This is a genomic window from Thalassobacillus sp. C254, assembly GCF_001310615.1.
In genome coordinates, this window is record NZ_BAXQ01000027.1 from 1 (window position 1) to 24445 (window position 24445).

Sequence of the window (24445 nt, forward strand, 5' to 3'; positions counted from 1 at the left end):
TAAAATCGATAACTGACACCTTTTATTTCTTTTCAGAGACTGTTTTGTCCCAGCCTCTTCTCCGGTTTTGAAAAGTGGGTTAGGTAAGGGTAAATGTTCTCTAATCTTGGTAGCAGTTTATAAACATAAATCCAGCCAAAGAATATTCACCTTGCATACGAAAAGTATGACAAACATATTTTTTTATAAGCAAAGTCCATCCTAGGCAGTGCTGATAGTGTGTTGTAATAGGAGGGTGGGAGATTTGAAAATTATTTAAAATCACCTTATAAAAAGTAGTTTGTAAGATAGAAGTCATGCAGGATAGCAATACTCACCATATAGGAAAGGATCAGTTTTATGAGTCTTTATCTGTTGGTTAATATTTTCAGAAAGCTCCCCTAGTTCGATTCATCACTCGCAAGCTTTGTATGCGGTTAGATGGTAATCTGTATAAATAAGAGAAAAGAAAAGATCGTTAATGAGGTGGACGACTCTTCAAAAAGAAGTCCTAGAAGAAGTAAAGGCTCTTGTGATGAACCATATGAGTAGGGAAGACGTTTGTGTCTATTTGTTTGGTTCTTGGGCCAAGGGAGCGAAACATCCAATCCAGGACTTCATTATGTAGGAGAAGACAGTATTGCCGTTACTCCTTATACTATTGCTTCTGAAAGGAGTTATACCGTAAAGAAGGGCATGCCAAAATTGATTACTTAAATATCATTGGCTGGCGCAGTTACGGAGAAAGATTAGCTTAGTAAAAGATGTTGTAACTATAACGGGGAGGATCCAAAGCCGAAAACATAAGAAACAGCAAGCAACAATTCACGAGATCCACGCTGAAAAAGTAAAATACGATTACAAGACTACAAACAATGTTGAAAAATAACTTTGTAAGGGCAGACCAATGTATGGGCTGCCCTTTTTTTACTATCTAACTTAGTGAAGCTGGTTGCCGCCTAACCGCTTTCTGCTACCTGTACTAGACGCTTGGTGATTTCTCCACCTTCATTCCCCTCCGCCAGTCACACATTTTCTTTGTACAGACTAGAGGTATGTAGTAGGGGAAAGCGCTCAAATCAATCAAGCAGTAACTGTTCAACTTAGTCTAGCAGTTACAACATTATAAACAATGCAATGGAAGCCATGACAGCAGGTGGCGTTTTAGAGATTAAAACCAAAGAGTTGCATCTCAATAGCTGATTGAGATCATTGATCAAGGAGTAGGAAGTGAACCTGAAAGAATATAAAATATTGGGGAACCGTTTTATTCTTTAAGAAAAAGTAACTGGGTTAGGTTGAATGGTATCTTATAAGACCATAGAAGACCATCATGGAAAGATGGTTATTGAAAGCGAGGAAGGAGAAAGGAACTACAGTTAAACCAAAATTGTAATAAAGAGATTTCTTTGTCTCTTATATTTCTATGTTTTTATCTACTTCTTTTTGAACCTCCAAAGTTTAGACCATACTATGTGAAAGCAGTTTTATTTTGAGCTTTTCTTAATAAAAAACCTCCAATTGTTAGATGTCTCTAACATTGAGGGGCAATTCAAAAATATAATCTATTCAGAGCGTGAAATCACTAAAACAGAAAGGGATTTTAGTCCTTTGTTAACTGGAAGGGAATTAGTTACTTTAGGGTTTTAACGATAATTCTCTTTTCTAATGCCCTTTTATAAAGGTGACATTTATTTCTAGCTGATAAAATTTTCAAAATACGGGAAACGTGAGCGTTTACAGTCGGTAAAGCTAAAAAAACATCATTAGCAATTTGTTTGTTAGACTTTCCCTCTAATAATTCACGAAAGATGATCGATTGTGCATTAGTAAGAACTTTTCCTAGTTCTTTTTCTTGAATTTTCAGTAAATAAATGTCGTCATCTAGTACATCATGCTTTTCAGAGACAAGGGGAAAACTCTCCGGCTTTCTAATTATTTGGAGCAAGTAATTTTGAAAACATGGGTCTACATAGGCATGAAAGGTGACGGATCTATGATACAAAGAGTAAAAAGAGCTTGCTAAATACTCGTTACTATAAATGTGATTAATGTTTTCCTTTAGTAAATTTCTTATCCAATTTATGTTTGACGTAGATAAAACCACACTGATATGAGTTTTACCTTCTAAAGGAAATCTATTAAGTAACGTACATAAATGGTAGTATGATAGGAGGCTAAAATGATAATCGCTCCGTTATTCTCTTCTAAGACAACTTGGTTATCATTTTCGCTCAGTGTAATATGGTTCGAAATAAACTCCTTTTTATAATATTGCAGATCTCTCTTATTAAATAAAATCAACCTCTTGTTATACATACTAATTCAACTCTCTATACCTATTATTTAATATAAATCAAGCTTTTTTAGCCCTATCATCATCCAACTCGGATACCGTTACATAAGTATATTTGTACATACTTCTTAGAACATTACTCTATGTAATGTTCTTTCATTATCAATATATAGAACATGTATCATAATTTTCAATAAACGCTAAAAATTTATTTTTTCTGATTATGATTTCATTATACTGAAAAAAAAGTCGAAAAATATGTAGGTATTTATTGTTGTTTTGTTTAAAAAGTCTGGATATAAAGGATAAAAAGCCTAGAATAAGAGACAAAAGAAGAAGCTAACTTGGGAGTAGCTACGTAAGGAGGTTGTCGAATTGCAGTTACGAAAGGTTGCTATGGGGCTATTACTGATATGGTTTGTCCTTATCGGAGGGATCGTGCTTTATACTGTATTTTTACGATAGACTTCTTCTCAAAAATACACCAGAACTTTCATTAAAATCCATTCTTTAAGCGTAAATAGCCCATCATTTTTTCTACTTGTGTATGGTAAGTATATCTATTACTGATTGACTACTTACATAGTCAATATGCAAGAATTCCCCTTGAAGTTTCTTCCACTAGTCTTCACCAATATCTGGATAAAGTAAAATCTACCTTCCTCAAAATATGGCCAATGGATTAGTATAAGATTGCAAACATTTTGTTAATCCTTTTTTTCCTTTTTTAAAAGTTGCAGGAATAATATACAAGGGATCCAACAAACTAATCGTAAAAAAGGGGGGAAGTCAATGAGGGGAAAAAGCAGGAAGTTTACAACAAACAAGAACATTCACCTTCTAAATAGAGTGCATGACCTAAATGAAGACCTTGAGACAACTTCCCTTTCCCGAAATCTTGCTGAAAACAAATATAAATTAAAAAAGATTTACAATAACTGTGCTGATGTCATCTTTCGTTCTTTTACAATTGGTGGGCAAACCGAAGCTTTAGTTATTTACATTGAAGGATTAGCAAGTGTATATGAAATTAATGAAAATGTGCTCCAACCTCTTATGCCAAAAAAAGAACCAATGACACAAGACATAGAATCCTTTATAGAAGAATCTCTGAATATCTCGGAAATTAACAAAGTGAGCACTCTAGAGGCGTAAATAAATTTATTTCAGCCGGACAACCCGTTCTCCTCATACACGGCTTTGTGACGGCTGTTTCCCTAGGGATTGACCATTGGGAACAAAGGTCTGTTACTGAACCTGAAGCCGAGCAAGTCATTAAAGGACCAAGAGAAGGGTTTACGGAAGCAATTAGAGTAAATGTATCTCTCATTAGAAGGAGGATGAGAAGCCCAAAATGTAAAATCCAGTATTTATCCTTAGGTCGATACACGCACACTGATGTCGCCCTCCTCTATACTGAAGGAATAGCCGACAAAACAATCATAAAAAATGAATAACCGATTACAACGGATAGACGTTGATGGAACAATAGAAAGCGGAATGATTGAAGAATTCATTGAGGATAACCCCCTTTCGCCATTTCCACAAATCTTAAATACGGAACGTCCTGATGTTGTCGCTTCCTATCTTTTAGAAGGCCATGTCTGCGTATTGGTAGACGGTTCTCCTTCTGCGCTCATTGCTCCTGTTTCCTTTTACTCATTGCTCCAATCTCCCGAGGATTACTATCAACGATTCATGGCAAGTACATTACTAAGATGGCTACGGTATTTTTTTCTTGTTATTGCTTTATTATTGCCGTCAATATATGTATTAATCCCTTTTCCTGCACTTATTGAAGCATTTATCATGGAAATAATGTTTGAAGTACTGAGAGAAGCGGGGTTGCGTCTCCCAAAACAAGTGGGTGCTGCGGTTAGTATTGTTGGAGCACTTGTCATAGGAGAAGCTGCTGTGTCAGCAGGGATCGTTTCCTCTCCAATGGTAATGGTGGTGGCGATCACCGGCATCGCTTCGTTTGCTTTACCCAGGTATAACTTTGCCTTCCCGATCAGAATGCTTCGTTTTCCCATGGTTTTACTAGCAGGTGCACTAGGGTTATTAGGGGTGATCCTTGGTGTTTTAGCTATTCTGGTCCATTTGTGTACCTTACGTTCGTTTGGCGTTCCGTACTTATCTCCTTGGGCACCTTTTCAATTTAATTCATTAAAAGATGTCTTTTACCGAGCCCCCAGTTGGGCCATGAGCACCAGACCCAATGTGATTGGAGAAGATGATGATCACAGGATCGCAAAGCACCTGAAACCAGGCCCAGAAAAAGGGGGAGACTAAGGGGGAAGATGGAATGGAAAAAGGAAGAATTTCAGCCTTACAAATGGCATTTTTAATGTATCCTGCTATACTTGCAACCGCAACTTTACTGGTACCTGCAATCACTGCCCAGTCTGCAGGTCGAGATATGTGGCTTTCTCCTTTTTGGGGATCTCTCATTGGGGTTATAACTGTGCTGATCGCCTATTTTCTACACACAAGATATCCTGAAGATACGTTTATTCAGTATAGTGAAAAAATTACCGGGAAATTTTTTGGAAAACTGATTGGACTTCTTTTTCTGTTATTTTATTTGCATATTACTGCCATCATTGTAAGAGAGTATGCGGAATTCATCATAGGGGCATTTTTCTTACGCACCCCGCACGAAGTCGTAGATAAGAGGGGCATTGAAGTATTAGGAAGATGTGCTGACTTTCTTGTCCCTATACTCGTTCTCTTTATTTTGCTTCTTGTTATTTTGCCCGTGGGAGAATATCAGGTTGAAAACCTTCTTCCTACCTTTGAACATGGCCTTCGTCCCAGTATTGAGGGAGCTATTGCTCCTCAAGCCTGGTTTAGTGAATTTTTTCTCATGGCTTTTCTATTCCCTCTGATTAATAAAAAGGAGCGTAACAAAAGCTTAAAATATGGGCTGTTGACGGTTTTATCTGTGATGATCACCATGACACTCGTCAACCTTTTAGCACTGTTAGTCTTTGGAGAGTTAACAGAAACCCTGCTTTACCCGGTGATGAGTGCTGGGCGGTACATAGAAATTGGAGAATTCTTTGAACACCTTGAATCGTTTGTTATGGTAGTGTGGGTAGCTGGTACGTTCTTAAAAGTGGGAGTCTTTTATTATGTGCTCTCCGTAGGGACAGCTCAGTGGCTGGGATTATCGAATTATAAGCCTCTCGTTTTTCCTTTCGGCCTTTTGCTCGTGTATGTTGCCATGTGGTCTGCGAGTAATTTAATGGAGTTAAAAGATTTTTTAGCGTCAGAAGGGGCTCTCTATCTTACATTGGTTCAAACCATCCTACCCAGCTTTCTTTGCTTGATTGCTTTGTTTCGAAAAAAAGAAAGGCGGTCAACCCAATGAAACAAAAGAGTGTCATGACTTTTCTCTTGTTATTAGCCTTTTTACAAACCGGTTGTTGGGATCGTTTAGAGGTAAATGACATGGCATTAATTTTAGCTACTGGGATAAATGTGGTTGAAAACGGCAACGTAGAGGTTTCTGCTGAAATCAGTTTACCTTCCCCACAAGGAAGTACTGAGCTGATGGGTGGAGATCAAGGGGGAGGCATAGGTACTTACATCGAGTCCGCTACAGGAGAGACAGTTGCTGATGCCGTTTCCAAAATGCAACAGAAAGTTTCCCGGGAATTATTTTGGGGGCAAAGTGATATCATTGTGATTGGCGAGGAACTAGCGAAACAGGGATAGGGGATTCACTGGAATACTTTGTTCAGCATCCACAAGCCCGCTTACGAAATTTAGTATTTTCTACTAGACGAGATCCTAAGGAAATTTTAGGGGTCAGAGGTCATCTGGAAGAAAGCACAGCAGAAACTATTGAAGAGTTAGCCCTCCATCAAATAGGACCCGTCATTTATCTGAATAACATCTTACAATCGTTTGAAAATTCATTTCAAGAAGTAGTCATTCCTTTAATAGACATTTCATCCAATCCTACAAATGCCTCCAACGGGCCAACGGAGTTAACAATTGATGGCAGTGCCGTCTTTAAAGGTGACCAATGGAAAGGTGAATTAACGATGTATGAGACGAGAGGGTTAATGTGGATAAGAGGGATATAGACACTGCAATCATTAACACCCCAACCACAGAAGGCGGCACCGTGTCCATGGAGGTCATTCATTCTTTTACTCGTTTAAGGCCGTCAATTGATGGGGGGGAAATGGGCCATAACCATTGACGTAGAAAGTGAGGACGATATCATTCAAAACGGCAGTTCACTTGACCTAAAAGATCCAGAAGTCATAAGCATGTTAGAAGTACAATTAGAAACAGAAATTAAAGAAGCGATTGAACAGACTCTAAATAAAGCACAAGAAGAGATAGGTATTGATGCTTTAGGATTCTGAGACACGTTTTATCGAAAATACCCTACTGAGACCAGTCAATATCAAGATGATTGGAATTCAAAAATGAAGGAAGTACAAGTGAACATAAACGTTAACTCTGTCATTCAGCGTCCTGGCTTATCTACCAGACCTCACCACTAAAGGAAAAGAGTGAATTACCATGGAATACGGAAAAGTCATGTTGTTAGGGTTCGTAGTCTTTTTAATGATTGCTTATGAATGGCCAAAAATAGATGAGAATGAAAAAAAAGAAAAAATAAGCTTTGGAATCTTAGTAGGAATCGCTTTTTCAGTAGGGGTACTTCTTATCTTCATTAAGGATCTTACAAATTATGGACCAACTCAGGTTATAAGCCAGACTTTAGGTTTGTTTATTAAATGGCTTCACTGGTAACAGCTGAGCGTTCTCTACTCCTTAGTTTACTACTACTTTTTATAAGGTTAAAACTCTTCGCTTATTGAATAAATTTTAAGAAAAGGGGAGAGTTTAAAGGAAGAATATTTTTACCACTTAGATCATTCCAAAGCCTCTTAGAGAGGGAGAATCGTATGACTATATTACAAAAAATAGATGACCATCCCATTTGCTTTGGATACATCAACCATTTAAATAGTCTAGAAAAATGAGAAAGATATATCATTCAACCTACAACCTCTGAGGAAAGGTATTTTGTACTTTTAGTTTCTTTCCGATAGCATCCTCTACATAGTGCATAATTTATAAGTAAACTAATTTATTCTATAATTAAATGGGAATCCATGCTCATGAAAGAGCAAACAAGCTATTGTGTCAAATGAAGCACTTATTCAAGGTTGAGGAAATTATAAAAAACTTTTGGCAACTAAATAAACATCCTTCTAACAACACGTTAGAAGGATGAACGACACCTACCTATTAAATTATATCTTTAATACAAAATAAGGAGACTATAGTATTTACCCCTTCCATAATCTCTTCACGTCTAAGGGGACAAACACTTTATTCCCATGAATTTCTCGATGAATTAAAGGACGTTCGAAAAGTTTGTCCATGACTTCATTTTTTTGTTTTTCACGCGCAGCTTTAGTCTGTTTCCTCAACATTTTTATCCTTCCATGTCTTAATTTGTCAAATTTATTTTTCCATTTTAGGATATACATATTCCGCTTTTGTATTTTCGTTCACACTGCAGAATCATATTAAAGGTACAAATTCCATTAAATAAACTTTTTGTAGAAGGGGTTGATTTACAAGTGTGCTAAAATACCTCAATACAAAAGGCATTCCAAAACCTAAGTAGTTTTAGAGTGCCTCTTGAACGCCAATAATACACCGGGGGTAATTCAAAAATACGTGACTTTCTTTATGTTTTCCTATTTTCCCCTTATTCATACATCAATACCCCAAGGCATTTAACTTTTAATAATTAATCAGTCTGAGTTTTATCAAAAACTGCTGGGTGTACTTACTGACAATCAACACCGTTCGCCTTTGATTCAATTTGCTGAGAAGGACTAGGATTTTGTGCAACATATTAATGCGAAGGCCGTGTTTTTTTCTGCCAGGCATTTGAAATAAAATGCTTGAGAGAAAGGAAGGAAAGATTGTTAATTTAGCGTCCCTTCCTTTCAAGTAGGTTTTACTGTCCCAGCCTACGCAGCGAGTAAAGGAGCAGTTGCACAATTTACAAAATTACGGGCAAATGAATGGGCGAAAAGAAGGAGTATACGTGAATGCTGTCGTCCTGGTTTATATGGCGACTGATATAAACCAGGCTTTGATTGAAGATGAACAAAGAAGCAAGGAAATTCTAAATAGGATACCCGCAGATAGGAAAATCCAGAGGATATTACAGGTGCTGTGGTATTTCTTAAAGCGAGAGCTTCTAATTATATTCATGGGGAAACCATCGTGGTAGATGGATGGGAAGATGACATCCATTTAGTAAAATAAGCAAATAGTTTGGGTTTCCATACAAAGGAATCCCTTTATCTCCATAGGTAGAACAATATCAGGAAATAAAAAAATGAACTATGTATTTATAAAGTGAGTTTATTACTCATACTCTATTTATCCCATCAAAGTTATAACGAGGGCGAGGTAATTTCAGATTCTCTGCAAAATACGGACGTCCGTTAATGTACCTTAGTAAGAACCAGTATTTCCTGAGGAACCTTACCCCGCAAGCATGAACTTAGGTTTCTACTTGAAAAGACGGCAAACAAACTCTCTTAATACAAAGGGCGCTTTGAAAGTAAGTATAGGTCTCATTTAATAACGCGAGCCCGCCAATGTGGTCGAAGAACTGCTGCAACGTCTTTGGGAAACTGGGAAGCTAAATTTGCTTACAAAACCACCGGGAAGTATAGGTAGGGAGAAGAACTGGCAATGAAAATAGCCGGGATCACTGGCGGCTAAAAACCTGAAATTGATCCAGCTATGATAGTGATAATGGCAGTAGAGCATGGTGTTACCGCTGAAAACGTTTGTTTAAAGCCGATATCATCTACTGTATTTTGCCAAGTTAGATATACAAATCTTTAGCCAAGGACATCGTAAGTCCTTGGCTTAAAACTCTTGCTATGCTTCGTATTCATCCATGGCTTCCATCTGTTTTTCCATATCTCTCATATCCATATTAGTATAAATGGTTGTGGTTTGAATCGAATTATGCCCCAGCTGTCGCATTAAAGAAATTTGATCTTTATTTGCTAGCCAGTGCTTCGTAGCAAAGGTATGCCGAAACTTATGAGGAGACATTTTCATCACAAACTGCTGGGTGTATTTGCCGACAATATGCTGCACGGACCGGACAGAGAGGGGAGACCATGTTTTCCCGTACTTAGACACAAATACATGCTTTTGACTGTCGGGAATATTTAACTCCTTACGCACCTTTAGGTATTCCTTCACGTCTTCTAAAGAAGATTTTGTGGCAAGGATCACTGACTTTTTGTTACCTTTTCGCAACACAGTTAAGGTCTGTTGCTTAAAGTTGATATCATCCAAGGTAAGCTGCACTAATTCAGACACCCGAACTCCAGAACCAAGGAACAAACTTACGATGGCTACATCTCTGGTAATGTTACGTTTGTAGTGAGCCAACGCACGAGAGCTCAAGGTTGTGGGATATTCCTCAACCATGAACTGTAAAAATTCTTTATCAGTATTTCCCTGAAAAATTTGACTCGCAACATGGGCTGCCTTTTGCGAATCATCCTCTGTATTTCGAATTAGCTCAATCTTAGCAAAAACATTCCGATAAAAATAACTTTCTCCCTGGGCATCCTCCGTCTGAGTAGTAAGGTACTTAAATAGTGACTTTAACGAAGAGATGTTTCTGTTTACAGTATCATCAGAGAGGCCGCGATCAGCCTGAAGAGAAGCGACATAAGCCTCCGCATCTGTTTTTCTAAGGTCCGCTAACACTTCTACAGGAACAGAGGAGGGAGTCTTTTCTGGACTGATTTCCTGCTTTACGATCCATGTAAAAAAACTTATGTAGTCCCTGGCATACTGGGATAGGGTAGAGGGAGACATCCTTTTTCGTTGTTTCACTTCCAGATACTCAACAACATACCAGGGAAGATGTTGTTTTAAGTCTTGCAGTTTACGTAAATGAACGGTTGTTTCACGACTAACCATGCTGCTCACCACCTTTGTCGAATAATGTCGATATTTGCGTGAAATTCAATTTTAACGAACACATGTTCTAATTAACATAATTATATTATAGTGACTAAAATAATTGGGAGGAAACAATAATTTAGTAATTCATTATCACTCTAATGTATTTTTTAAACTCGGGTAATTCTTTTTCCAATAAACCTTTTAACTTGTCGAGGTCTACGTTTCTATCATCCTTGCTCACCATATCACAATATTCAACTAGTTCCCTCATTTTACTAGCTAGGGTAGAGGAGAGAACACCTGAATTCTCTAATAAAGTAAAGGCTTCAACTCTGGTTTTTGGAAGACCTAATTTCTCTTTTGTTATAATGTGCATGGCTATTGAAATACAAGCCTCACAAGCTCTTTGAAGATTAATGATAACGGCATCCTGCTTTGTAAGATTCTTTAAATTTGAAAATGTGTTGTTATATTCCTCATCTACACGTGAAAGACAGTTTTGTATTTTTTTGATGTTATTTAAGACGATGATATTATTCATGATAATCTCACTTTCAATCTTTAAAATATGGCATCCTAAGAACACCGACCCTTATCTTTGTTTAGGCAAAAAAGAACCTTATGAGACGGTACTTATATAGTTCCTCAGACTTTCTTCCACACTTGTTGATATGAGTTTTTTAAAAGGTTTTAGGTTATGATTAACGCTTGCCTCTTCTAAGGTATTGTAATATTCTTCACGCTGATTTTCTTCCGCTTGCACTATAGCTGGAGGGTAACCCTCCTTCATTAGAATCAAGTTCATTAATAACCTGGCAGTCCTACCATTTCCGTCTGAAAATGGATGCATACAAACAAACTTAAAATGAAATAACGTAGCTAACTCTACCGGGTGCAAGGTGCTTCTTTCTTTATCATACCACTTTAACAGGTCTGTCATTTCATTATTGAGTTGGAGAAAGTGGGGAGGGTAGTGCTTACTATACCGGTAATTCTAACATTTATTGACCGATATCTTCCTGCATTTTCATCATTTATATTCTTCAGGATCAAGTAGTGTATCATTTTCACAGTGCCCTCATTTAAAGTTACTTTATTTTGCACCTGTTGTTCTATATAACAAATAGCCTCAGAATGGTTAATGACTTCAAAATGTTCAATTAATCGTTTCCCACCAATGGCTAAACCACCCTCAAATACAATTTTTGTCTCTATTAATGATAACGTGTTTCCTTCTAAAGCATTAGAATGATAGGTCCATTCCACCCGATAGTACTCTTTAAGATTTTTAGCAGCCGCTGAGGGAAGTGGTTTTAGACGGTCTAAGTCTTTTTTCAATTCTGTGATTCTTAGTCTCAGATCCTTTTCACCTACTTATTTGCATTTTTCAGAAGTGAACACGGTTTCCTATTCACTTGAAAAATAAACTTCTCTGCACAGTGACTATATAGAGTATTGAGTGGAGACTTGAGTAACAAGTATTTTCGGCATCTCCAAGTTTTCTACTTTCTTCTTTGGTAATGAGATAAATAAAAACTCACCACTTATTTCACCTGGTGAGTAAGAATCCACTTTTTTATATTGTCTATCTCTAACTTTCCACTGGCAACCTCTAATCCAAGGTGAACAAGCTCTTCTTGGGTATACTGAATAGAAATGTTATTTATTTTTAAAAGTAGGAGCATGACCGAAACACCAATCCTTTTATTACCATCCACAAAAGCATGATTACTTATTATACCAAACGTAATAGCAGAGATTTTATCTATTATAGTAGGATATAGATCCTGCCCATCAAACGTAGCGTATGCCCGATTCAAAGCACTTTCAATAAGCGCACGGTCTTTGATTCCAACAGAGCCACCGGTTTCCTCTACGATCTTTTTGTAAAAAACGATAACGTGATCAGTATTTATCATCTTCATTATTTGGAAAGTTCCTCAAGAGCTTCTCGGTTATCTTCTATAATTTCATCCATAAGAGAGTATAGGTTTTCCTCATTTTTTTTCTCTTTTTGCTGTAAAAATTCTATAAAGTCGAGGACTTCTTGTTGCCTGTCTGAAGAGAGGTTTTGGAACTTACTTAAAAATCGCTTTTCAATACTCATGATCCACCTCAATTTTTTTACCTTTATTATACCGGTTATTTACACTTAATACCAAATAATCTCCTGTGTGAAATAAAATTGAAAATTTCCCACCTAAAACATACTAGGTAAGCTTAATTTGCTATTCAATTCTTACTCCATGGAATCAGCCTTGAAGCAACCATGTTAGTTACACAAATGAGAGATGTGTTTCTATGCGCATTACGACTTATGATTGGCATGTTAAGCAGCCAATCACGGCGATAAACCTAAAGCTTGAAAATCTATCACCAATCATTAGAATATAACTATAACTCGTTGCGCCTTAGACTAACGTACGCGTTATATTCAACGTAAGAGAGTATCGCGTGGAGCCAATGATTATCCGTGCGATACTCTTTTTACTATATCATATATTAATATATTTTCGTAAAATTATTATTTCACGCAAAGATATTAATATCATCTCCTTCCCCACTTCTGTGATTAAAAAAGCGTTCTTTCCGAAAACATGTAACAGAAAATGTATTGAAACCATGAATACACTAAAATTAAATATGGTAATTCCAAGAAAGCTTATTTAGTGCCATACTGAACCTGTATGATAGTTCTATTATCAACGCAGGAAGATGCGTAGAAAACGAACCAATGGAAGAGGACACTAAACATCTAGTCTTTAAGTAGGTATGATTAAAATGATCAAGACCAGGATACTAAAGACTTCTGGTTAAACAAAGTTGGTTTTGTCTTAAAATTTGAAAAAGCTATGGGACATAACATGTCATGGATAGAGATTGGTCAAAGTGAAGACGAATTTACCACCCTAGTTCTTTACTTTAAGTCAGCAATGGAGAATCCATCTGCTTCTGGTTGCCGCCCAATATAGAGGTTTTGTTTTTTTGCATTTTTTATTTAAGTTTGACATTTTGTATGAACATCAATATAATACGAGTAATCGTCGCACAAAAAATCTGTATTTGCACGTATGTGCAGAAGAGGGTGCGTAGAAATAATGACAAGCTGGAAGATCTTATTAACGAAGATAGCTCAATTAAGCGAGGCGTTACCATGCATTGTTTATTTTCTCCTAATAATCCTTCTTTTCGCAAACGTATCATACAAAAAATTTCTAATTGAGATAGGTATTTTATGTAAAAATTAAATAAAAGGGTTTTTGTACCTTCAAGTAATAAAATGCATTCGATTAAAAATAAAAAGTGTATGACATCTATGGCTATCGCCGAATGACGTTAAATATAAACCTGAAGGACAGAGCTTTAATCATAAACGTATGCACAGCCTAATAAAAATCGGTGGTATATAGTCTGTGATAAAAGCGTTCTTTCCTACAACATGTAACAGAAAATGTATTGAACCATGAATACACTAAATTTAATTATGTTAATTCTAAGAAAGCTTATTTTAGTGCATACTGAATCTGTATGATGGCTTTATTATCAACGTAGGAAGATGCGTAGAAAACGAACCAATGGAATCATTTTGGGGAACACTCAAATGGAAAAGTATTATTTAAAATAAGTACAACAGGTTTGAGGAACTTCTAGAGACGTGGATAAATACGTTAATTTTTATAAGCATAAGGAATATCCAAAACTATTAAACGGCCTTAGCTAATGAATATAGAGCTAAAGACGCTTAGAGTTGTTTTTATTGTTTCCTCTGTCTGCTTAACAGGGGACAGTTCGAAACGCATGTGCCCTTATAATCGAGTAGAGGCTCCATTATGTTTCTTGCATGATTCTCGCTTTACCAGGCGGTGTGGAATAATAACTTTTTTATTTGGTAAGGATGGATCTTTCAACTTCTCTATCAAATGGTGACAAGCTTTATGCCCTATGTCATAAATATGAATGTCAACCGTAGTCATCGGAGGAGAAGAGAGTTTTGAAATCATGACATTGTTAAAGCTAATAATTGAAAGTTCTTCTGGTACCTTAACACCCATGTCTGACAGCATGCGAAGCACCCCAAAGGTCATAATATCATCTGACACTACAAGAGCTGTTGGCGGCTCGCTTAGTGACATCAGTTCTATAATCGCTTCCTGGCCTCCCTCTTCTAACTCTTCATGATAAACCTTATAATGGTCTTTTAGTTGTAGACCAGCTTGTTTCAACGCCTGTTCGTAGCCGTTCAAGTGATCAAGCGTGACAACAAATTCCTCGTTTCCTCCCACAAACGCAATGTCTTTATGCCCTAGTAACAGCAAATAATCTGTCACCATTTTAGCGGCTTTTATATTATCATTATTGATAAACGTGACTTGTTCCTCGGGAATCTCATAAGGTCTTCCTATTAACACACACGGAAAATTTTTCTCTACTAAATAATGCAAGATTTTGTCATTGATCTTGGAATAAAGTAGGGCAATCCCATCCACGCGAGACCCTTCCACCATATGAGTAACTTCATCAAAAAGTTCTTCTTCTGTTTGACCTGTTGATAAGTAAAGGCCATACCCCTCTTTACGAGCTTTGCTGCTAATTCCTCGGATAACTTCCGGAAAGAATGGGTTTTGAAACGCTTTCTTTGCAGAATTCGGCATGACAATACCCAAAGTATTCGTGGTGTTATGATTCGCAAGACTTCTAGCATTATAGTTTGGGTGATAGCCCAGTTCCTCCATGGCAACTTTCACTTTTTCTTTTGTACGATGACTTATCCTCGGACTATTTGCTATGACCCGTGATACAGTTGACGGAGAAACATCTGCCAATCGAGCTACATCTTTTATCGTAACCGCCAAATGCATCACCTCCTTGTCTCAATCCTTTCTTCTTTCTTATTGTAAGTGAAATTGCCGTACCATACAAACATTATTGTAATTGCTTACATACGTGCATTGATCGTGCCTGATCTGCTTTCTGATCGTCCCTTTTCTTCTCCATTTATCTTGAGAACCATGCCATCTTCCACACCATGGACCACGATCTCGCTTTCCCATCCCGGCTTATAGGAATCATTAGTAGTATCAAAGGTAAAATCAATTGTATCCCCTTTTACTTCATAACGCACATAGCTTTCAAAAGCCTTTCCTTCCTTGTAATCAAAGGTCCTCCCGTCATCTTCATAAAAAAATAATCTCCTCCATCCATGGATGGATACACGTGAAAGGTAACCCTCTTATCTTTTTCTTCCGTTGATCGTTTTTCTTGGCCAAGAGCAATGATGGCTCCCTTTTTAATAAACATAGGTAAAGTATCAAGGTTGGCTTTTACTAGATGATATTCTTGCCCTGAGTATTCTTCTCCTGTCCAATAATTAATCCAAGTGCCTTTTGGTAAATAGACGGCTCGGTGATTTTTGTCGGGGTGTAAGATTGGAGCAATAATCACAGAGTCACCGATCATGAATTCATCTGACAAATTAAACACTTCTGGGTCTGCCGGATACTCTAGGAGCAATGGCCTCATTACAGGTACTCCCGTATCACTCGCTTCCTTAAATAATGAATATATATGAGGCATCCATATATAACGAAGATTAATGTATTTCTTTGTGATCGCTTCAATGTCCTCGCCAAACTCCCATGGTTCTTGCTGGACGGTGTCTAAGGCGGAGTGGTTTCTAAAAAATGGAGTGAAAGCTCCGACCTGTGTCCAACGGGCAAGCAGTTCTCCTGTTGTGTCATGAGCAAATCCCCCTACATCCGGACCACAGAATGGAACGCCTGAAATTCCTAGGTTCATGCACATCGGAATGGCCATTTGTAAATGCTCCCAAAAGCTACGGTTGTCCCCTGTCCATACTGCCGCATAACGTTGAACACCAGCATACCCCGCACGAGTCAACAGGAAAGGACGCTTGCCGTTTAGCCGTTCTTGCAATCCTTCATATGTGGCCTTACCCATCAACAGACCATATACATTATGCAATTCTCGGTGGGTTTTTGGATACCCATCGTTTCCGTGTACAACGGCTAAGTCCATGGTTTTTGTTTCATTAAAGACGGCTGGTTCATTCATGTCGTTCCAGATTCCCTCAACTCCTTTGTCTACATAAAAATCATGTTTTTCTCCCCACCAGTTACGGGTTGTTTCATTAGTGAAATCTGGAAACGCACTATTCCCTGGCCATACGTCCCCATTATATATTTTCCCATCCATATACTTACAAAAATGATCTCCTTGGATCCCTTCCTGATAAGTAGAATATTCTGGATCCACTTTGACCCCCGGATCAACAATCGGAACTACATGAATCCCTTCATTTTTAAGATCTGCGATTAATTGCCCAGGGTTTGGATAACGTTCCTCGTCAAATGTAAATACTCTATACCCGTTCATGTAATGTATATCTAAGTATACTGCATCCAGTGGAATCTGTTTATCTTTAAAGGTTTGGACCAATTCTCTTACTTCATCTTCTGTTTCGTAGCTATACCTAGACTGATGATATCCAATAGCCCACTTTGGAGGTAGTGGCATCCGTCCTGTTAAATAAGAATACTGCTTGATCACATCTTTAGGAGAAGGACCAGCCAGAACATAGTAGTTTATAACTCCTCCTTCTGCGGAAAAAGAATACGTCTCGTCTGAACTCTTCATATCAAACACTGTCTTAAAGGTGTTATCAAAGAAAATCCCATGAGCCTTTCCTTTATTCACAGTCATGAAATATGGGATTGACTCATAGAGTGCATCGATTTCGGGGTTATGAGGAGCAAAGACATCAGAATTCCACATGGTCATTTTTTCCCCTCGTTTATCCAGAAAACTCGTTTTCTCACCGAAACCATAGAAATGATCATCCTTATCCATCTCTTTGTAGCAAATGACTTCACCGGTAGCACTGTGCCCCATCCCTTTTTCGTTTTCCGAAACAAGTCCTTCCTTCACCATCAGTTATTCTTACTCTAAACGGAACTTTTTGTAAATGCACGGTGAGCTTTGATGTCTCCATTAGAATGTAGGAATCTCTTTCTTTTACCTCTACGTCTGCCGTTGTTGGTTCGGCCACCAATGCATGGCTGCTTGATACTACTGGTTCTTTTTTAGGGTCCATCATGACACGCACAATGTCGGCTTTGTAGAAAAAAATACGAACAAACCCTTTTTCACAATAGCCTATCAAACTACCATTGTCCTTAATAGTATAAGAGACTAAGTTTCCAATATCACGGTAATCCGTTCCTTCTAATTTCTTCTTGGTACCTGGATGTATAGCAAAACTTGTATCTTTCATTGACAACTCCACTCCTTTTCGTACTTTTAGATATACACATTAAATAGAAGATATTTACCCTTTTGTTGCCCCAGAAGCAAGACCGGAAACCAACCAACGCTGCAACAATAAGAAGACCGTTGCAATCGGAATAGCGATTAAGACAGCCCCCGCGGCAAAGCGAGTAAAATTGTTAGCAAACTGGTCACTTACAAAGGTAAACAATCCAACTGCCAAGGTGTAATTTTCCGGACTTCGTAACACAATACGAGCCAGCAAAAAATCCATAAAAGGCGCCATAAAGTTAAACAAAGCGACAACCGCTAAAATCGGTTTGGCGAGCGGGAGCATGATGGTAAAAAATACTCTGAAATGTCCGGCCCCATCCATTCTTGCCGACTCATCAAGCTCTTTTGGTATGGTGTCAAAGTACCCTTTTACCAAGAAGGCGTTCATCGGAATCGCTCCACCGACATAGATCAAAATCAAACCTATCAGTGAGTCAAGAAGCCCAATTTGGTTTAATAGTAAGTATAAGGCCACCATTCCCATCAAGACTGGGAACATTTGCAAAAGCAGAAAGGTATACAACCCGTAGGTTCTTCCTTTGAAGCGATAGCGGGAAAAAGCATAGGCAACCAACGCGACAATAAAGGTAGAAAAGAAAGAAGTGGTTATGGCCACAATCAGTGAATTTTTATACCACGTTACATACATACTGCTCGGGTCAAAAAAGAGCCAGCGGTAATGTTCCAGTGACCAGCTTTCAGGGATAATGGATGAAGCATACAAACTTCTTCCTTCATTTAAGGACAACCCAAGCGTCCATAACAGTGGATAGGCAATAACAACAAACATGATAGCCACAACCATGTAAATGCAAGCTACTTCTATCCTAGATTTTGTCTTCATCGTTAGCTTTATCATTAAATTTTGCCCTCCTCTTTAAACGAACGTGTTTTTCTAAATTGGAAGAATGCAAAGATCACGACCATTAATCCCATCAGAATTGAAACGGCAGCCGCCATGTTAAACATATTGTTTTCAAAGGTCAGCCCGTAGACCCAGGAGATTAAAATGTCGGTACCCCCGGCATACTGGTTTCGAACGGGAGGCCCCCCTCCGTTAAAGAGGTAAATGATATTAAAGTTATTAAAGTTACCAGCATATTGCATGATTAGTAAGGGAGCGGTGGCAAATAGCACATGTGGCAACGTGATAAATCGAAACTTTTGTAAGCGTGTCCCCCCATCGACATCTGCAGCTTCATACCAATCACTTGAGATGCTTTGAAGAACCCCTGTAAACAAAGCAAACACAAACGGGAACCCAAGCCACACCTGTATCATGATTAAAGCTATTTTCCCCCAAAAGGTCGGACATCCAAGGAATCCCACTCCCCAGGAAAGGCACTATGATATCCCTATTCACTGCCCCGAAGTTGTCGTTAAATAAAGCAGCGAAAATTAAAATAGTTACAAACGATGGAACGGCCCAAGGCAGAATAAAAACTGTACGAATCAGTTTTTTGTACCGCACTCTTGGATCATTTATGATCACAGCTAGAAACAGAGCTAAAGCAATTTGAAGAGTAGTCGCAACAAATGTCCAGATCAGTGTCCATGAGAGAACAGACAGGAACGTCTCCCTCCACAGAGGAAGGGTGAAGAGGTTAATAAAGTTCTCAAATCCGACCCAGCTTAGTAGGTTTCCCGGCGGTGAGTTGTAACGTCCGTAATCTGTAAACGCCAACGACACCATAAATAATAATGGAAATATAACTACAAAAACTAACAAGAGAAATCCTGGACCGATAAGAAGATATGGAAAACTGGATTCCCACCAGTTTTTAAATCCTGCCCTTACAGAAGGGATCCTCCACCCCTGTTGAATCTTTTTTGCATCCCTTCTAGCGTCCATCAAACATCCGATATAATAGCCAATGGCAAATACCGTTAAAATGACAGAAAGTAGCCCTTGCACAAGAAGGGTACGAGAATCATCCACTCCCGGAAGCGTACCTAGGTAAAGAGCCCCCAATAGCCCATGTTGAAAAAATCATAAAATGTTACAATAAAAGCCAGTGTCAGCCCCAGCATGATTACCCCTTTTATGTAACGGCGATTATATAATTGTCCTATCCCCGGAATAAGACCTAAAAGTAAAGCTGTTTTAACACTATGCTTTTCTGGATCGATTTGCTTTCCAGATCTCTTCCCCATGTGAGCTCCCTCCTAATGTAATGTTGTAAGATATAGAGTCAGAAGCAAGGACGGATTCCTCTCCCTTACTTCTGACTATTCTTTATTGGCCTTGAATTTGAATTTCAGCTTCAATCTGTTCAACGGCTTCGTCTAAAACTTCTTTAGGGTCTTCCCCTTGGGAAATGAACTGAAGAGCATCACTCATTGGATCCCATACCTGGGACATTTCAGGAACATTAGGCATCGCTTCAGCATGTTGAACCTGTTGGGCAAACCCAGCAAAAAACTCATCCTCTTGTATCAAGTCAGATTCAATTACATCATCTCTTGCTGGAAGCTCTCCAGCTGTTTCAAAGTAAATTTCTGAACTTTCTTGACTTGTCATATATAAAGCCAAGTCTGTGGCCCAGTACTGACGGTCGCTTTCGATGAAATTAGAAACCAACCATCCTTTGACCCCGGCAAAGGAGTTTAATGATTCTCCCTCATCGGTCGTCGGAAGGGAGGCCACAGCTAAGTTGTCTCCTAAAGCATTCCGGTATCCAGGGAGTGACCACGGTCCGCTCACAACTACTCCCACAGAACCATCCGTGAAAAGGCCATCTAAAACGTCATCATCCAAACCTGTTGGAATCCATCCATTCATAAACCATTCTTGAATTTGCTCTGCTCCCTCTACGGCCCCTTCGTTATTCAAACCAATATCAGATGTGTCATAGTTTCCGTCTTCATCTTGTGCAAAGACATATCCACCCGGTCCACTGAAGAAAGGATAACTCCAATAGAAATTTGCCGCTTCAATGAGAAAACCAAATTCATTGTTATCCCGGTCTGTTAGGTCGTCAGCCAACGCAGTGATCTCGGACAAGGTTTCTGGCGGTTCTTCTACGATTTCTGTATTGTAGTACATCGCATACGTTTCAGTTACAGCCGGAATTCCATATAACGTCTCTTCATATGTCATTGCATGAATAGCCTCTTCTTGGTACTCGCTTACCTTGTCTTCGGAGAGTTCTAGTGGTGCTGCTAACCCTTGCAAATGAATATCTCCTATACGGTCATGGGCTGATAGAATAAATCAGGTCCTGAACCACCAGGGCCATCAAGTGATATTTGTTCTGTTTGTTCCAACATTGCCTCAGCTTGAATGGTCACCTCAATTCCGGTTTTCTCCTCATAATTTTCTAGTATTTCCCTGGTGGCTTCTAGACCTGCTTCCTCATCATTTGCCCAAATGGTCAAAGACTCTGGTTTTGCTGGCTCTTCACCATTTTCCATATCGACACTAACCTCTTCTTCCTCCCGATCAGGCCCGCATCCTGCGATGGTTAAGGCAAGTGGTACTGTCATTAGCGATGCTAATACGTATGGCTTCTTCACTGTAAATCCCCCCATTAATTTAGTAGTACAAACGCGTGCATAAAAAGTGAAGATAAGACACAAAATACATAATCTTGTTCCAATGTTATAATTTCCCTCTTTTCTAAAAACGAAGATTATAGTATAATTTGCGCAAACGCTTGCATTAGTTAAGAAAAAAATATATCTAACTTTGAAAGCGTTTCTATTATGAGTACAATCTTACAATTTACTAAAGTTTTTGACAAGTTATTTTCTTAATTTTCTTTCTTCTTGAACTCAGAAACAATTTCCACAGTTTTTCTCATGAGTCGTTTGTATTTTAATCAGAAAAAACGACATCCTTACCCTAGAATGTTTTCTAGCATTATTATTACACAAAGGAGAGATTGACATGGCTGAGATTAAATTAAACCAAATTTTTAAAACCTATGATGGAGACGTTACTGCAGTAAAGGATTTTAACTTAGATATAGAGGACAAGGAATTCATTGTATTTGTAGGGCCCTCCGGTTGTGGAAAATCAACTACGCTTCGCATGATCGCAGGATTAGAAGAGATTTCGTCTGGTGACTTACTAATTAACAATGAACGGATGAATGAGGTAGCTCCGAAAGATCGAGACATTGCCATGGTATTTCAAAACTATGCGTTGTATCCACATATGAGTGTCTATGACAATATGGCGTTTGGTCTAAAGCTTCGTAAGTTCAGTAAAGACGAAATTCGAAGAAGAGTTGACAATGCAGCAAAGATCCTAGGATTAGAGGAGTACCTTGATCGAAAACCTAAAGCTCTCTCCGGGGGGCAGCGCCAGCGTGTAGCTTTGGGAAGGGCAATCGTAAGAGATCCTCAAGTCTTCTTAATGGATGAGCCACTTTCGAATCTGGATGCTAAGTTACGTGTCCAAATGCGGGCAGAAATTACTAAGTTACATAAAAGATTAGACTCAACTACGATCTATGTAACTCACGATCAAACAGAAGCAATGACGATGGCCACAAGGATTGTTATTATGAAAGACGGCATTGTCCAGCAAGTCGGTACCCCAAAGGAAGTCTATAAAAATCCGAGTAATATATTTGTTGGTGGCTTTATAGGTTCCCCAGCGATGAACTTTATCAAGGGTAGGGTAGAAGAAGAACATTTTAAGGTGGGAGATATTTCTATAAAAATACCAGAAGGACAGCTGAAAGTACTGGAAGAAAACAGAGCCATGGAAGGTCCTATTATTCTTGGATTAAGACCAGAGGACATGCATGATGAACCAGTATTTATCGAATATTCGAAAGATTCAAAGGTTACGCTGGACATTGAGGTTGCGGAGATGAACGGTGCAGAATCGATCCTTTATAGCACAATTGGGGAGCAAAATATCGTCGCCAGAATCGATTCAAGAACAGATGTACGCTCTGGTGATACACTTGAAGTTGCTTTTGATATGAACAAAGCCCATTTTTTGATCCACAAACAGAAGAAAGAATTAAAAAGTAGTACTATTGCGTAAAAAGCAAATTTTAAAGATATTTTGACGATAAGGAAGGACGACCAACATTTACACCCAAGGGGGAATTCTGAGTGGAAAAAGCATCTATATTCCATGAACCGAAGTACAGAGACGCATTTGCCGTGGGTCCAAGAACTGTGGAAGTAAAAATAAGAACAAAAAAACATGATGCCATAAGTGTAGAATGTATTTATGGTGATCCTTACAACGTAGAAAATGGTTTGTGGCTCTCAAAATCCACGCCTATGACACACAAGGGAAGTTGCGACCGTTTTGATTACTGGTCGGTTTTCCTTAGTCCATTGCACAAACGATTGCGCTACGGATTTCGGATTTCCAACATGACCGACATTTTGTTTTATACCGAAAAAGGAATCTTTAAAACAGCTCCTCAAGATGTTGGTTCATACTTTTGCTTTCCGTTTCTTAACCAAGCAGATATCTTTACTCCTCCAGAATGGGCAAGGGACACTGTTTGGTATCAAATTTTTCCCGAAAGGTTTGCTAATGGAAATCCTTCATTAAACCCTGAAAACACCCTGCCGTGGGGGAAAACTCCTCCATCCCCCTCTAATTTCTTTGGGGGGACATTCAAGGAATCACAGAGAAGCTGGATTACTTGCAGAGATTGGGGATCACAGGCATTTATTTGACACCTATATTTAAAGCAAAATCAAATCATAAATACGACACCATTGACTACATGAATCTTGACCCTCAATTTGGTACGAAAGAAGATCTAAAAATATTGGTGAAAAAATGTCACCAACGAAATATACGAGTCATGCTTGATGCAGTATTTAACCACAGTGGATTTTTCTTTCCCCCGTTCCAGGATGTACTGGAAAACGGGGAGGATTCCGATTATAAAGACTGGTTTCATGTGAGTGACTTTCCCGTTGTCACAGAACCTTATCCAAATTACGACACCTTTGGGTATGTGGCATCTATGCCAAAACTTAATACGGAGAATCCTCACGTAAAAGAATATTTGTTAAATGCCGCTGTGTATTGGATAAGAGAATTTGATATAGACGGTTGGCGCCTGGATGTCGCGAATGAGGTGGATCATGATTTCTGGCGTGATTTTAGAAAAACAGTTAAAAAGGAAAAGCCTGACTTATTTATCCTTGGGGAAGTGTGGCATGATTCCATGCGTGGTTGCTTGGGGATCAGTTTGACAGCGTTATGAATTATCCTTTTACCCAAGCCGTTCTTGATTACGGAGCGTATGGAACTCTTACTACTACCGAGTTTGCTAAAAAGCTGGTAGCCATACAAAATCATTACCCTACAAGTGTCAATCAGCTTTTATTTAATTTGCTTGGCAGTCACGATACCCCTAGAATACTCACACAAGTTCATGAAAACAAAGAATTGCTTGAAATCCTTTATGTCATGCTTTTTACCGCTCCTGGAACCCCGTGTATTTATTACGGGGACGAAATTGGCATAACGGGTGACCAGGATCCTGGGTGCCGAAAGTGCATGGTTTGGGAAGAAGAAGAGCAGGATAGAGAGCTTTTTACTTTTATTCAGTCATTGATTCAATTGCGAACAGAAAATCCAGCTCTCACTCATGGGAAATCTTTTTCAATTAATTTGGCAGATAATGATAAAAAAATACTCATCTACAGAATACAGGGTGAGGGTGAAGACCAGGACCTTATCGTTACTCTTTGTTTATCTCCAACAGAGCAACACGTTACACTTCCTGCTGACTTACATGAATTTAATAGAAAAAAATCTTTGATGCAAAAAGGATTATCTCTCGATGGTGAAACAGTGATATTCCAACCCTTTAGCTATGCAATCTTTTCGACGTAAGTGTTCTGGAG

22 protein-coding genes and 4 pseudogenes are annotated in these 24445 nt (G+C 38.6%); 10 read left to right on the forward strand and 16 right to left on the reverse strand.

The features are described from left to right. Positions 1–460 precede the first annotated feature (460 nt). The gene (locus JCM19033_RS24480; protein ID WP_198153568.1) at positions 461–607 is read left to right on the forward strand and encodes a hypothetical protein; all 147 of its coding nucleotides are present in this window, start codon (positions 461–463) and stop codon (positions 605–607) included. A 1005-nt stretch (positions 608–1612) separates the two neighbouring features. On the opposite strand, the gene JCM19033_RS18450 is transcribed toward JCM19033_RS24480, so the two are convergent. Continuing rightward, a complete protein-coding gene (locus tag JCM19033_RS18450; protein WP_054637408.1) occupies positions 1613–2086 on the reverse strand; it encodes a response regulator transcription factor in 474 nt (157 codons plus the stop codon). A 981-nt stretch (positions 2087–3067) separates the two neighbouring features. On the opposite strand from JCM19033_RS18450, the pseudogene JCM19033_RS26920 reads away from it, so the two are divergent. The 4 genes and pseudogenes from JCM19033_RS26920 to JCM19033_RS18465 all read left to right on the forward strand — a co-directional run bounded on the left by JCM19033_RS26920 (position 3068) and on the right by JCM19033_RS18465 (position 5995). Continuing rightward, positions 3068–3732 (forward strand): annotated as a pseudogene (locus tag JCM19033_RS26920) (spore germination protein). Then, entirely contained in the window at positions 3725–4567 is an 843-nt protein-coding gene (locus JCM19033_RS26515; protein ID WP_269758372.1) for a spore germination protein, read from the forward strand. Before JCM19033_RS26920 ends, JCM19033_RS26515 begins: the two are co-directional and overlap by 8 nt. Positions 4568–4580: 13 nt before the next feature. Continuing rightward, positions 4581–5648, forward strand: coding sequence for an endospore germination permease (locus tag JCM19033_RS18460; RefSeq protein WP_054637409.1), 1068 nt, complete (start codon positions 4581–4583; stop codon positions 5646–5648). Continuing rightward, a complete protein-coding gene (locus JCM19033_RS18465; protein ID WP_054637410.1) occupies positions 5645–5995 on the forward strand; it encodes a hypothetical protein in 351 nt (116 codons plus the stop codon). Before JCM19033_RS18460 ends, JCM19033_RS18465 begins: the two co-directional genes overlap by 4 nt. Positions 5996–6200: 205 nt before the next feature. Here the strand turns inward: JCM19033_RS18465 and JCM19033_RS23760 are convergent, their stop codons facing one another. Continuing rightward, positions 6201–6431: a hypothetical protein gene (locus tag JCM19033_RS23760; protein WP_157049964.1), complete on the reverse strand. Its 231-nt coding sequence runs from the start codon at positions 6429–6431 to the stop codon at positions 6201–6203. Here JCM19033_RS23760 and JCM19033_RS26520 point away from each other — a divergent pair. The 3 genes and pseudogenes from JCM19033_RS26520 to JCM19033_RS18480 all read left to right on the forward strand — a co-directional run bounded on the left by JCM19033_RS26520 (position 6328) and on the right by JCM19033_RS18480 (position 8555). Next, a pseudogene (locus tag JCM19033_RS26520) lies at positions 6328–6798 on the forward strand (Ger(x)C family spore germination C-terminal domain-containing protein). The gene JCM19033_RS23760 and the pseudogene JCM19033_RS26520 overlap by 104 nt on opposite strands. 19 nt (positions 6799–6817) lie before the next feature. Continuing rightward, entirely contained in the window at positions 6818–7051 is a 234-nt protein-coding gene (locus tag JCM19033_RS18475) for a hypothetical protein (RefSeq protein ID WP_054637412.1), read from the forward strand. Between the two features lie 1288 nt (positions 7052–8339). Beyond that, on the forward strand, positions 8340–8555 hold the full coding sequence (locus JCM19033_RS18480; protein WP_054637413.1) for a hypothetical protein: 216 nt from the start codon (positions 8340–8342) through the stop codon (positions 8553–8555). A 662-nt stretch (positions 8556–9217) separates the two neighbouring features. Here the strand turns inward: JCM19033_RS18480 and xerS are convergent. The 14 genes and pseudogenes from xerS to JCM19033_RS26535 form a co-directional block, all read right to left on the reverse strand. Next, positions 9218–10282, reverse strand: coding sequence for a tyrosine recombinase XerS (gene xerS / locus JCM19033_RS18485; protein ID WP_054637414.1), 1065 nt, complete (start codon positions 10280–10282; stop codon positions 9218–9220). A 121-nt stretch (positions 10283–10403) separates the two neighbouring features. Further along, complete coding sequence (locus tag JCM19033_RS18490) at positions 10404–10808, reverse strand: DUF86 domain-containing protein (RefSeq protein ID WP_054637415.1); 405 nt, start codon at positions 10806–10808, stop codon at positions 10404–10406. A 78-nt stretch (positions 10809–10886) separates the two neighbouring features. Continuing rightward, on the reverse strand, positions 10887–11207 hold the full coding sequence (locus tag JCM19033_RS26525; RefSeq protein ID WP_269758373.1) for a Fic family protein: 321 nt from the start codon (positions 11205–11207) through the stop codon (positions 10887–10889). Beyond that, positions 11204–11605, reverse strand: coding sequence for a Fic family protein (locus JCM19033_RS26530; RefSeq protein WP_269758374.1), 402 nt, complete (start codon positions 11603–11605; stop codon positions 11204–11206). Before JCM19033_RS26530 ends, JCM19033_RS26525 begins: the two co-directional genes overlap by 4 nt. A 206-nt stretch (positions 11606–11811) precedes the next feature. Beyond that, a complete protein-coding gene (locus tag JCM19033_RS18500) occupies positions 11812–12192 on the reverse strand; it encodes a type II toxin-antitoxin system death-on-curing family toxin (RefSeq protein WP_198153570.1) in 381 nt (126 codons plus the stop codon). Then, positions 12192–12374 carry a DUF2281 domain-containing protein gene (locus tag JCM19033_RS18505; protein ID WP_054637417.1) on the reverse strand — a complete coding sequence of 61 codons (183 nt, stop codon included), beginning with the start codon at positions 12372–12374 and terminating at the stop codon, positions 12192–12194. Before JCM19033_RS18505 ends, JCM19033_RS18500 begins: the two co-directional genes overlap by 1 nt. 1699 nt (positions 12375–14073) lie before the next feature. Then, positions 14074–15120, reverse strand: coding sequence for a LacI family DNA-binding transcriptional regulator (locus JCM19033_RS18515; protein WP_054637419.1), 1047 nt, complete (start codon positions 15118–15120; stop codon positions 14074–14076). 83 nt (positions 15121–15203) lie between these two features. Further along, a complete protein-coding gene (locus JCM19033_RS27665) occupies positions 15204–15389 on the reverse strand; it encodes a hypothetical protein (protein WP_306301394.1) in 186 nt (61 codons plus the stop codon). After that, positions 15374–17176, reverse strand: a complete 1803-nt coding sequence (locus JCM19033_RS18520) for a glycoside hydrolase family 31 protein (RefSeq protein ID WP_306301395.1) — start codon at positions 17174–17176, stop codon at positions 15374–15376. The genes JCM19033_RS27665 and JCM19033_RS18520 overlap by 16 nt, the downstream gene beginning before the upstream one ends. Then, positions 17154–17558, reverse strand: a complete 405-nt coding sequence (locus JCM19033_RS27670; protein ID WP_306301396.1) for a DUF4968 domain-containing protein — start codon at positions 17556–17558, stop codon at positions 17154–17156. The genes JCM19033_RS18520 and JCM19033_RS27670 overlap by 23 nt, the downstream gene beginning before the upstream one ends. Positions 17559–17612: 54 nt before the next feature. Further along, positions 17613–18464, reverse strand: a complete 852-nt coding sequence (locus JCM19033_RS18525; protein WP_083465580.1) for a sugar ABC transporter permease — start codon at positions 18462–18464, stop codon at positions 17613–17615. Further along, a pseudogene (locus JCM19033_RS18530) lies at positions 18464–19759 on the reverse strand (carbohydrate ABC transporter permease). The gene JCM19033_RS18525 and the pseudogene JCM19033_RS18530 overlap by 1 nt, the downstream one beginning before the upstream one ends. Positions 19760–19841: 82 nt before the next feature. Next, the gene (locus tag JCM19033_RS18535; protein ID WP_269758375.1) at positions 19842–20780 is read right to left on the reverse strand and encodes an extracellular solute-binding protein; all 939 of its coding nucleotides are present in this window, start codon (positions 20778–20780) and stop codon (positions 19842–19844) included. An 11-nt stretch (positions 20781–20791) separates the two neighbouring features. After that, entirely contained in the window at positions 20792–21121 is a 330-nt protein-coding gene (locus JCM19033_RS26535; protein ID WP_269758376.1) for a hypothetical protein, read from the reverse strand. 373 nt (positions 21122–21494) lie between these two features. Between JCM19033_RS26535 and JCM19033_RS18540 the strand changes: the two genes are divergently transcribed. Together JCM19033_RS18540 and JCM19033_RS28445 are read left to right on the forward strand one after the other, a co-directional pair. Beyond that, entirely contained in the window at positions 21495–22607 is a 1113-nt protein-coding gene (locus JCM19033_RS18540) for an ABC transporter ATP-binding protein (RefSeq protein WP_054637420.1), read from the forward strand. A 71-nt stretch (positions 22608–22678) separates the two neighbouring features. Next, a pseudogene (locus JCM19033_RS28445) lies at positions 22679–24434 on the forward strand (glycoside hydrolase family 13 protein). The last annotated feature ends 11 nt before the right edge of the window (positions 24435–24445 follow it).

Bases quoted from the DNA above. Each gene is read 5' to 3' on its own strand.
- JCM19033_RS27670 (WP_306301396.1), bottom strand. From the start codon at position 17,558: ATGAAAGATACAAGTTTTGCTATACATCCAGGTACCAAGAAGAAATTA.
- xerS (WP_054637414.1), bottom strand. From the start codon at position 10,282: ATGGTTAGTCGTGAAACAACCGTTCATTTACGTAAACTGCAAGACTTA.
- JCM19033_RS18525 (WP_083465580.1), bottom strand. From the start codon at position 18,464: ATGATAAAGCTAACGATGAAGACAAAATCTAGGATAGAAGTAGCTTGC.
- JCM19033_RS18475 (WP_054637412.1), top strand. From the start codon at position 6,818: ATGGAATACGGAAAAGTCATGTTGTTAGGGTTCGTAGTCTTTTTAATG.
- JCM19033_RS18500 (WP_198153570.1), bottom strand. From the start codon at position 12,192: ATGAAGATGATAAATACTGATCACGTTATCGTTTTTTACAAAAAGATC.
- JCM19033_RS26525 (WP_269758373.1), bottom strand. From the start codon at position 11,207: ATGACAGACCTGTTAAAGTGGTATGATAAAGAAAGAAGCACCTTGCAC.
- JCM19033_RS24480 (WP_198153568.1), top strand. From the start codon at position 461: ATGAGGTGGACGACTCTTCAAAAAGAAGTCCTAGAAGAAGTAAAGGCT.
- JCM19033_RS18465 (WP_054637410.1), top strand. From the start codon at position 5,645: ATGAAACAAAAGAGTGTCATGACTTTTCTCTTGTTATTAGCCTTTTTA.
- JCM19033_RS18480 (WP_054637413.1), top strand. From the start codon at position 8,340: ATGAATGGGCGAAAAGAAGGAGTATACGTGAATGCTGTCGTCCTGGTT.
- JCM19033_RS18460 (WP_054637409.1), top strand. From the start codon at position 4,581: ATGGAAAAAGGAAGAATTTCAGCCTTACAAATGGCATTTTTAATGTAT.
- JCM19033_RS23760 (WP_157049964.1), bottom strand. From the start codon at position 6,431: ATGAATGACCTCCATGGACACGGTGCCGCCTTCTGTGGTTGGGGTGTT.
- JCM19033_RS18505 (WP_054637417.1), bottom strand. From the start codon at position 12,374: ATGAGTATTGAAAAGCGATTTTTAAGTAAGTTCCAAAACCTCTCTTCA.
- JCM19033_RS18490 (WP_054637415.1), bottom strand. From the start codon at position 10,808: ATGAATAATATCATCGTCTTAAATAACATCAAAAAAATACAAAACTGT.
- JCM19033_RS18540 (WP_054637420.1), top strand. From the start codon at position 21,495: ATGGCTGAGATTAAATTAAACCAAATTTTTAAAACCTATGATGGAGAC.
- JCM19033_RS18520 (WP_306301395.1), bottom strand. From the start codon at position 17,176: ATGGGGCACAGTGCTACCGGTGAAGTCATTTGCTACAAAGAGATGGAT.
- JCM19033_RS26515 (WP_269758372.1), top strand. From the start codon at position 3,725: ATGAATAACCGATTACAACGGATAGACGTTGATGGAACAATAGAAAGC.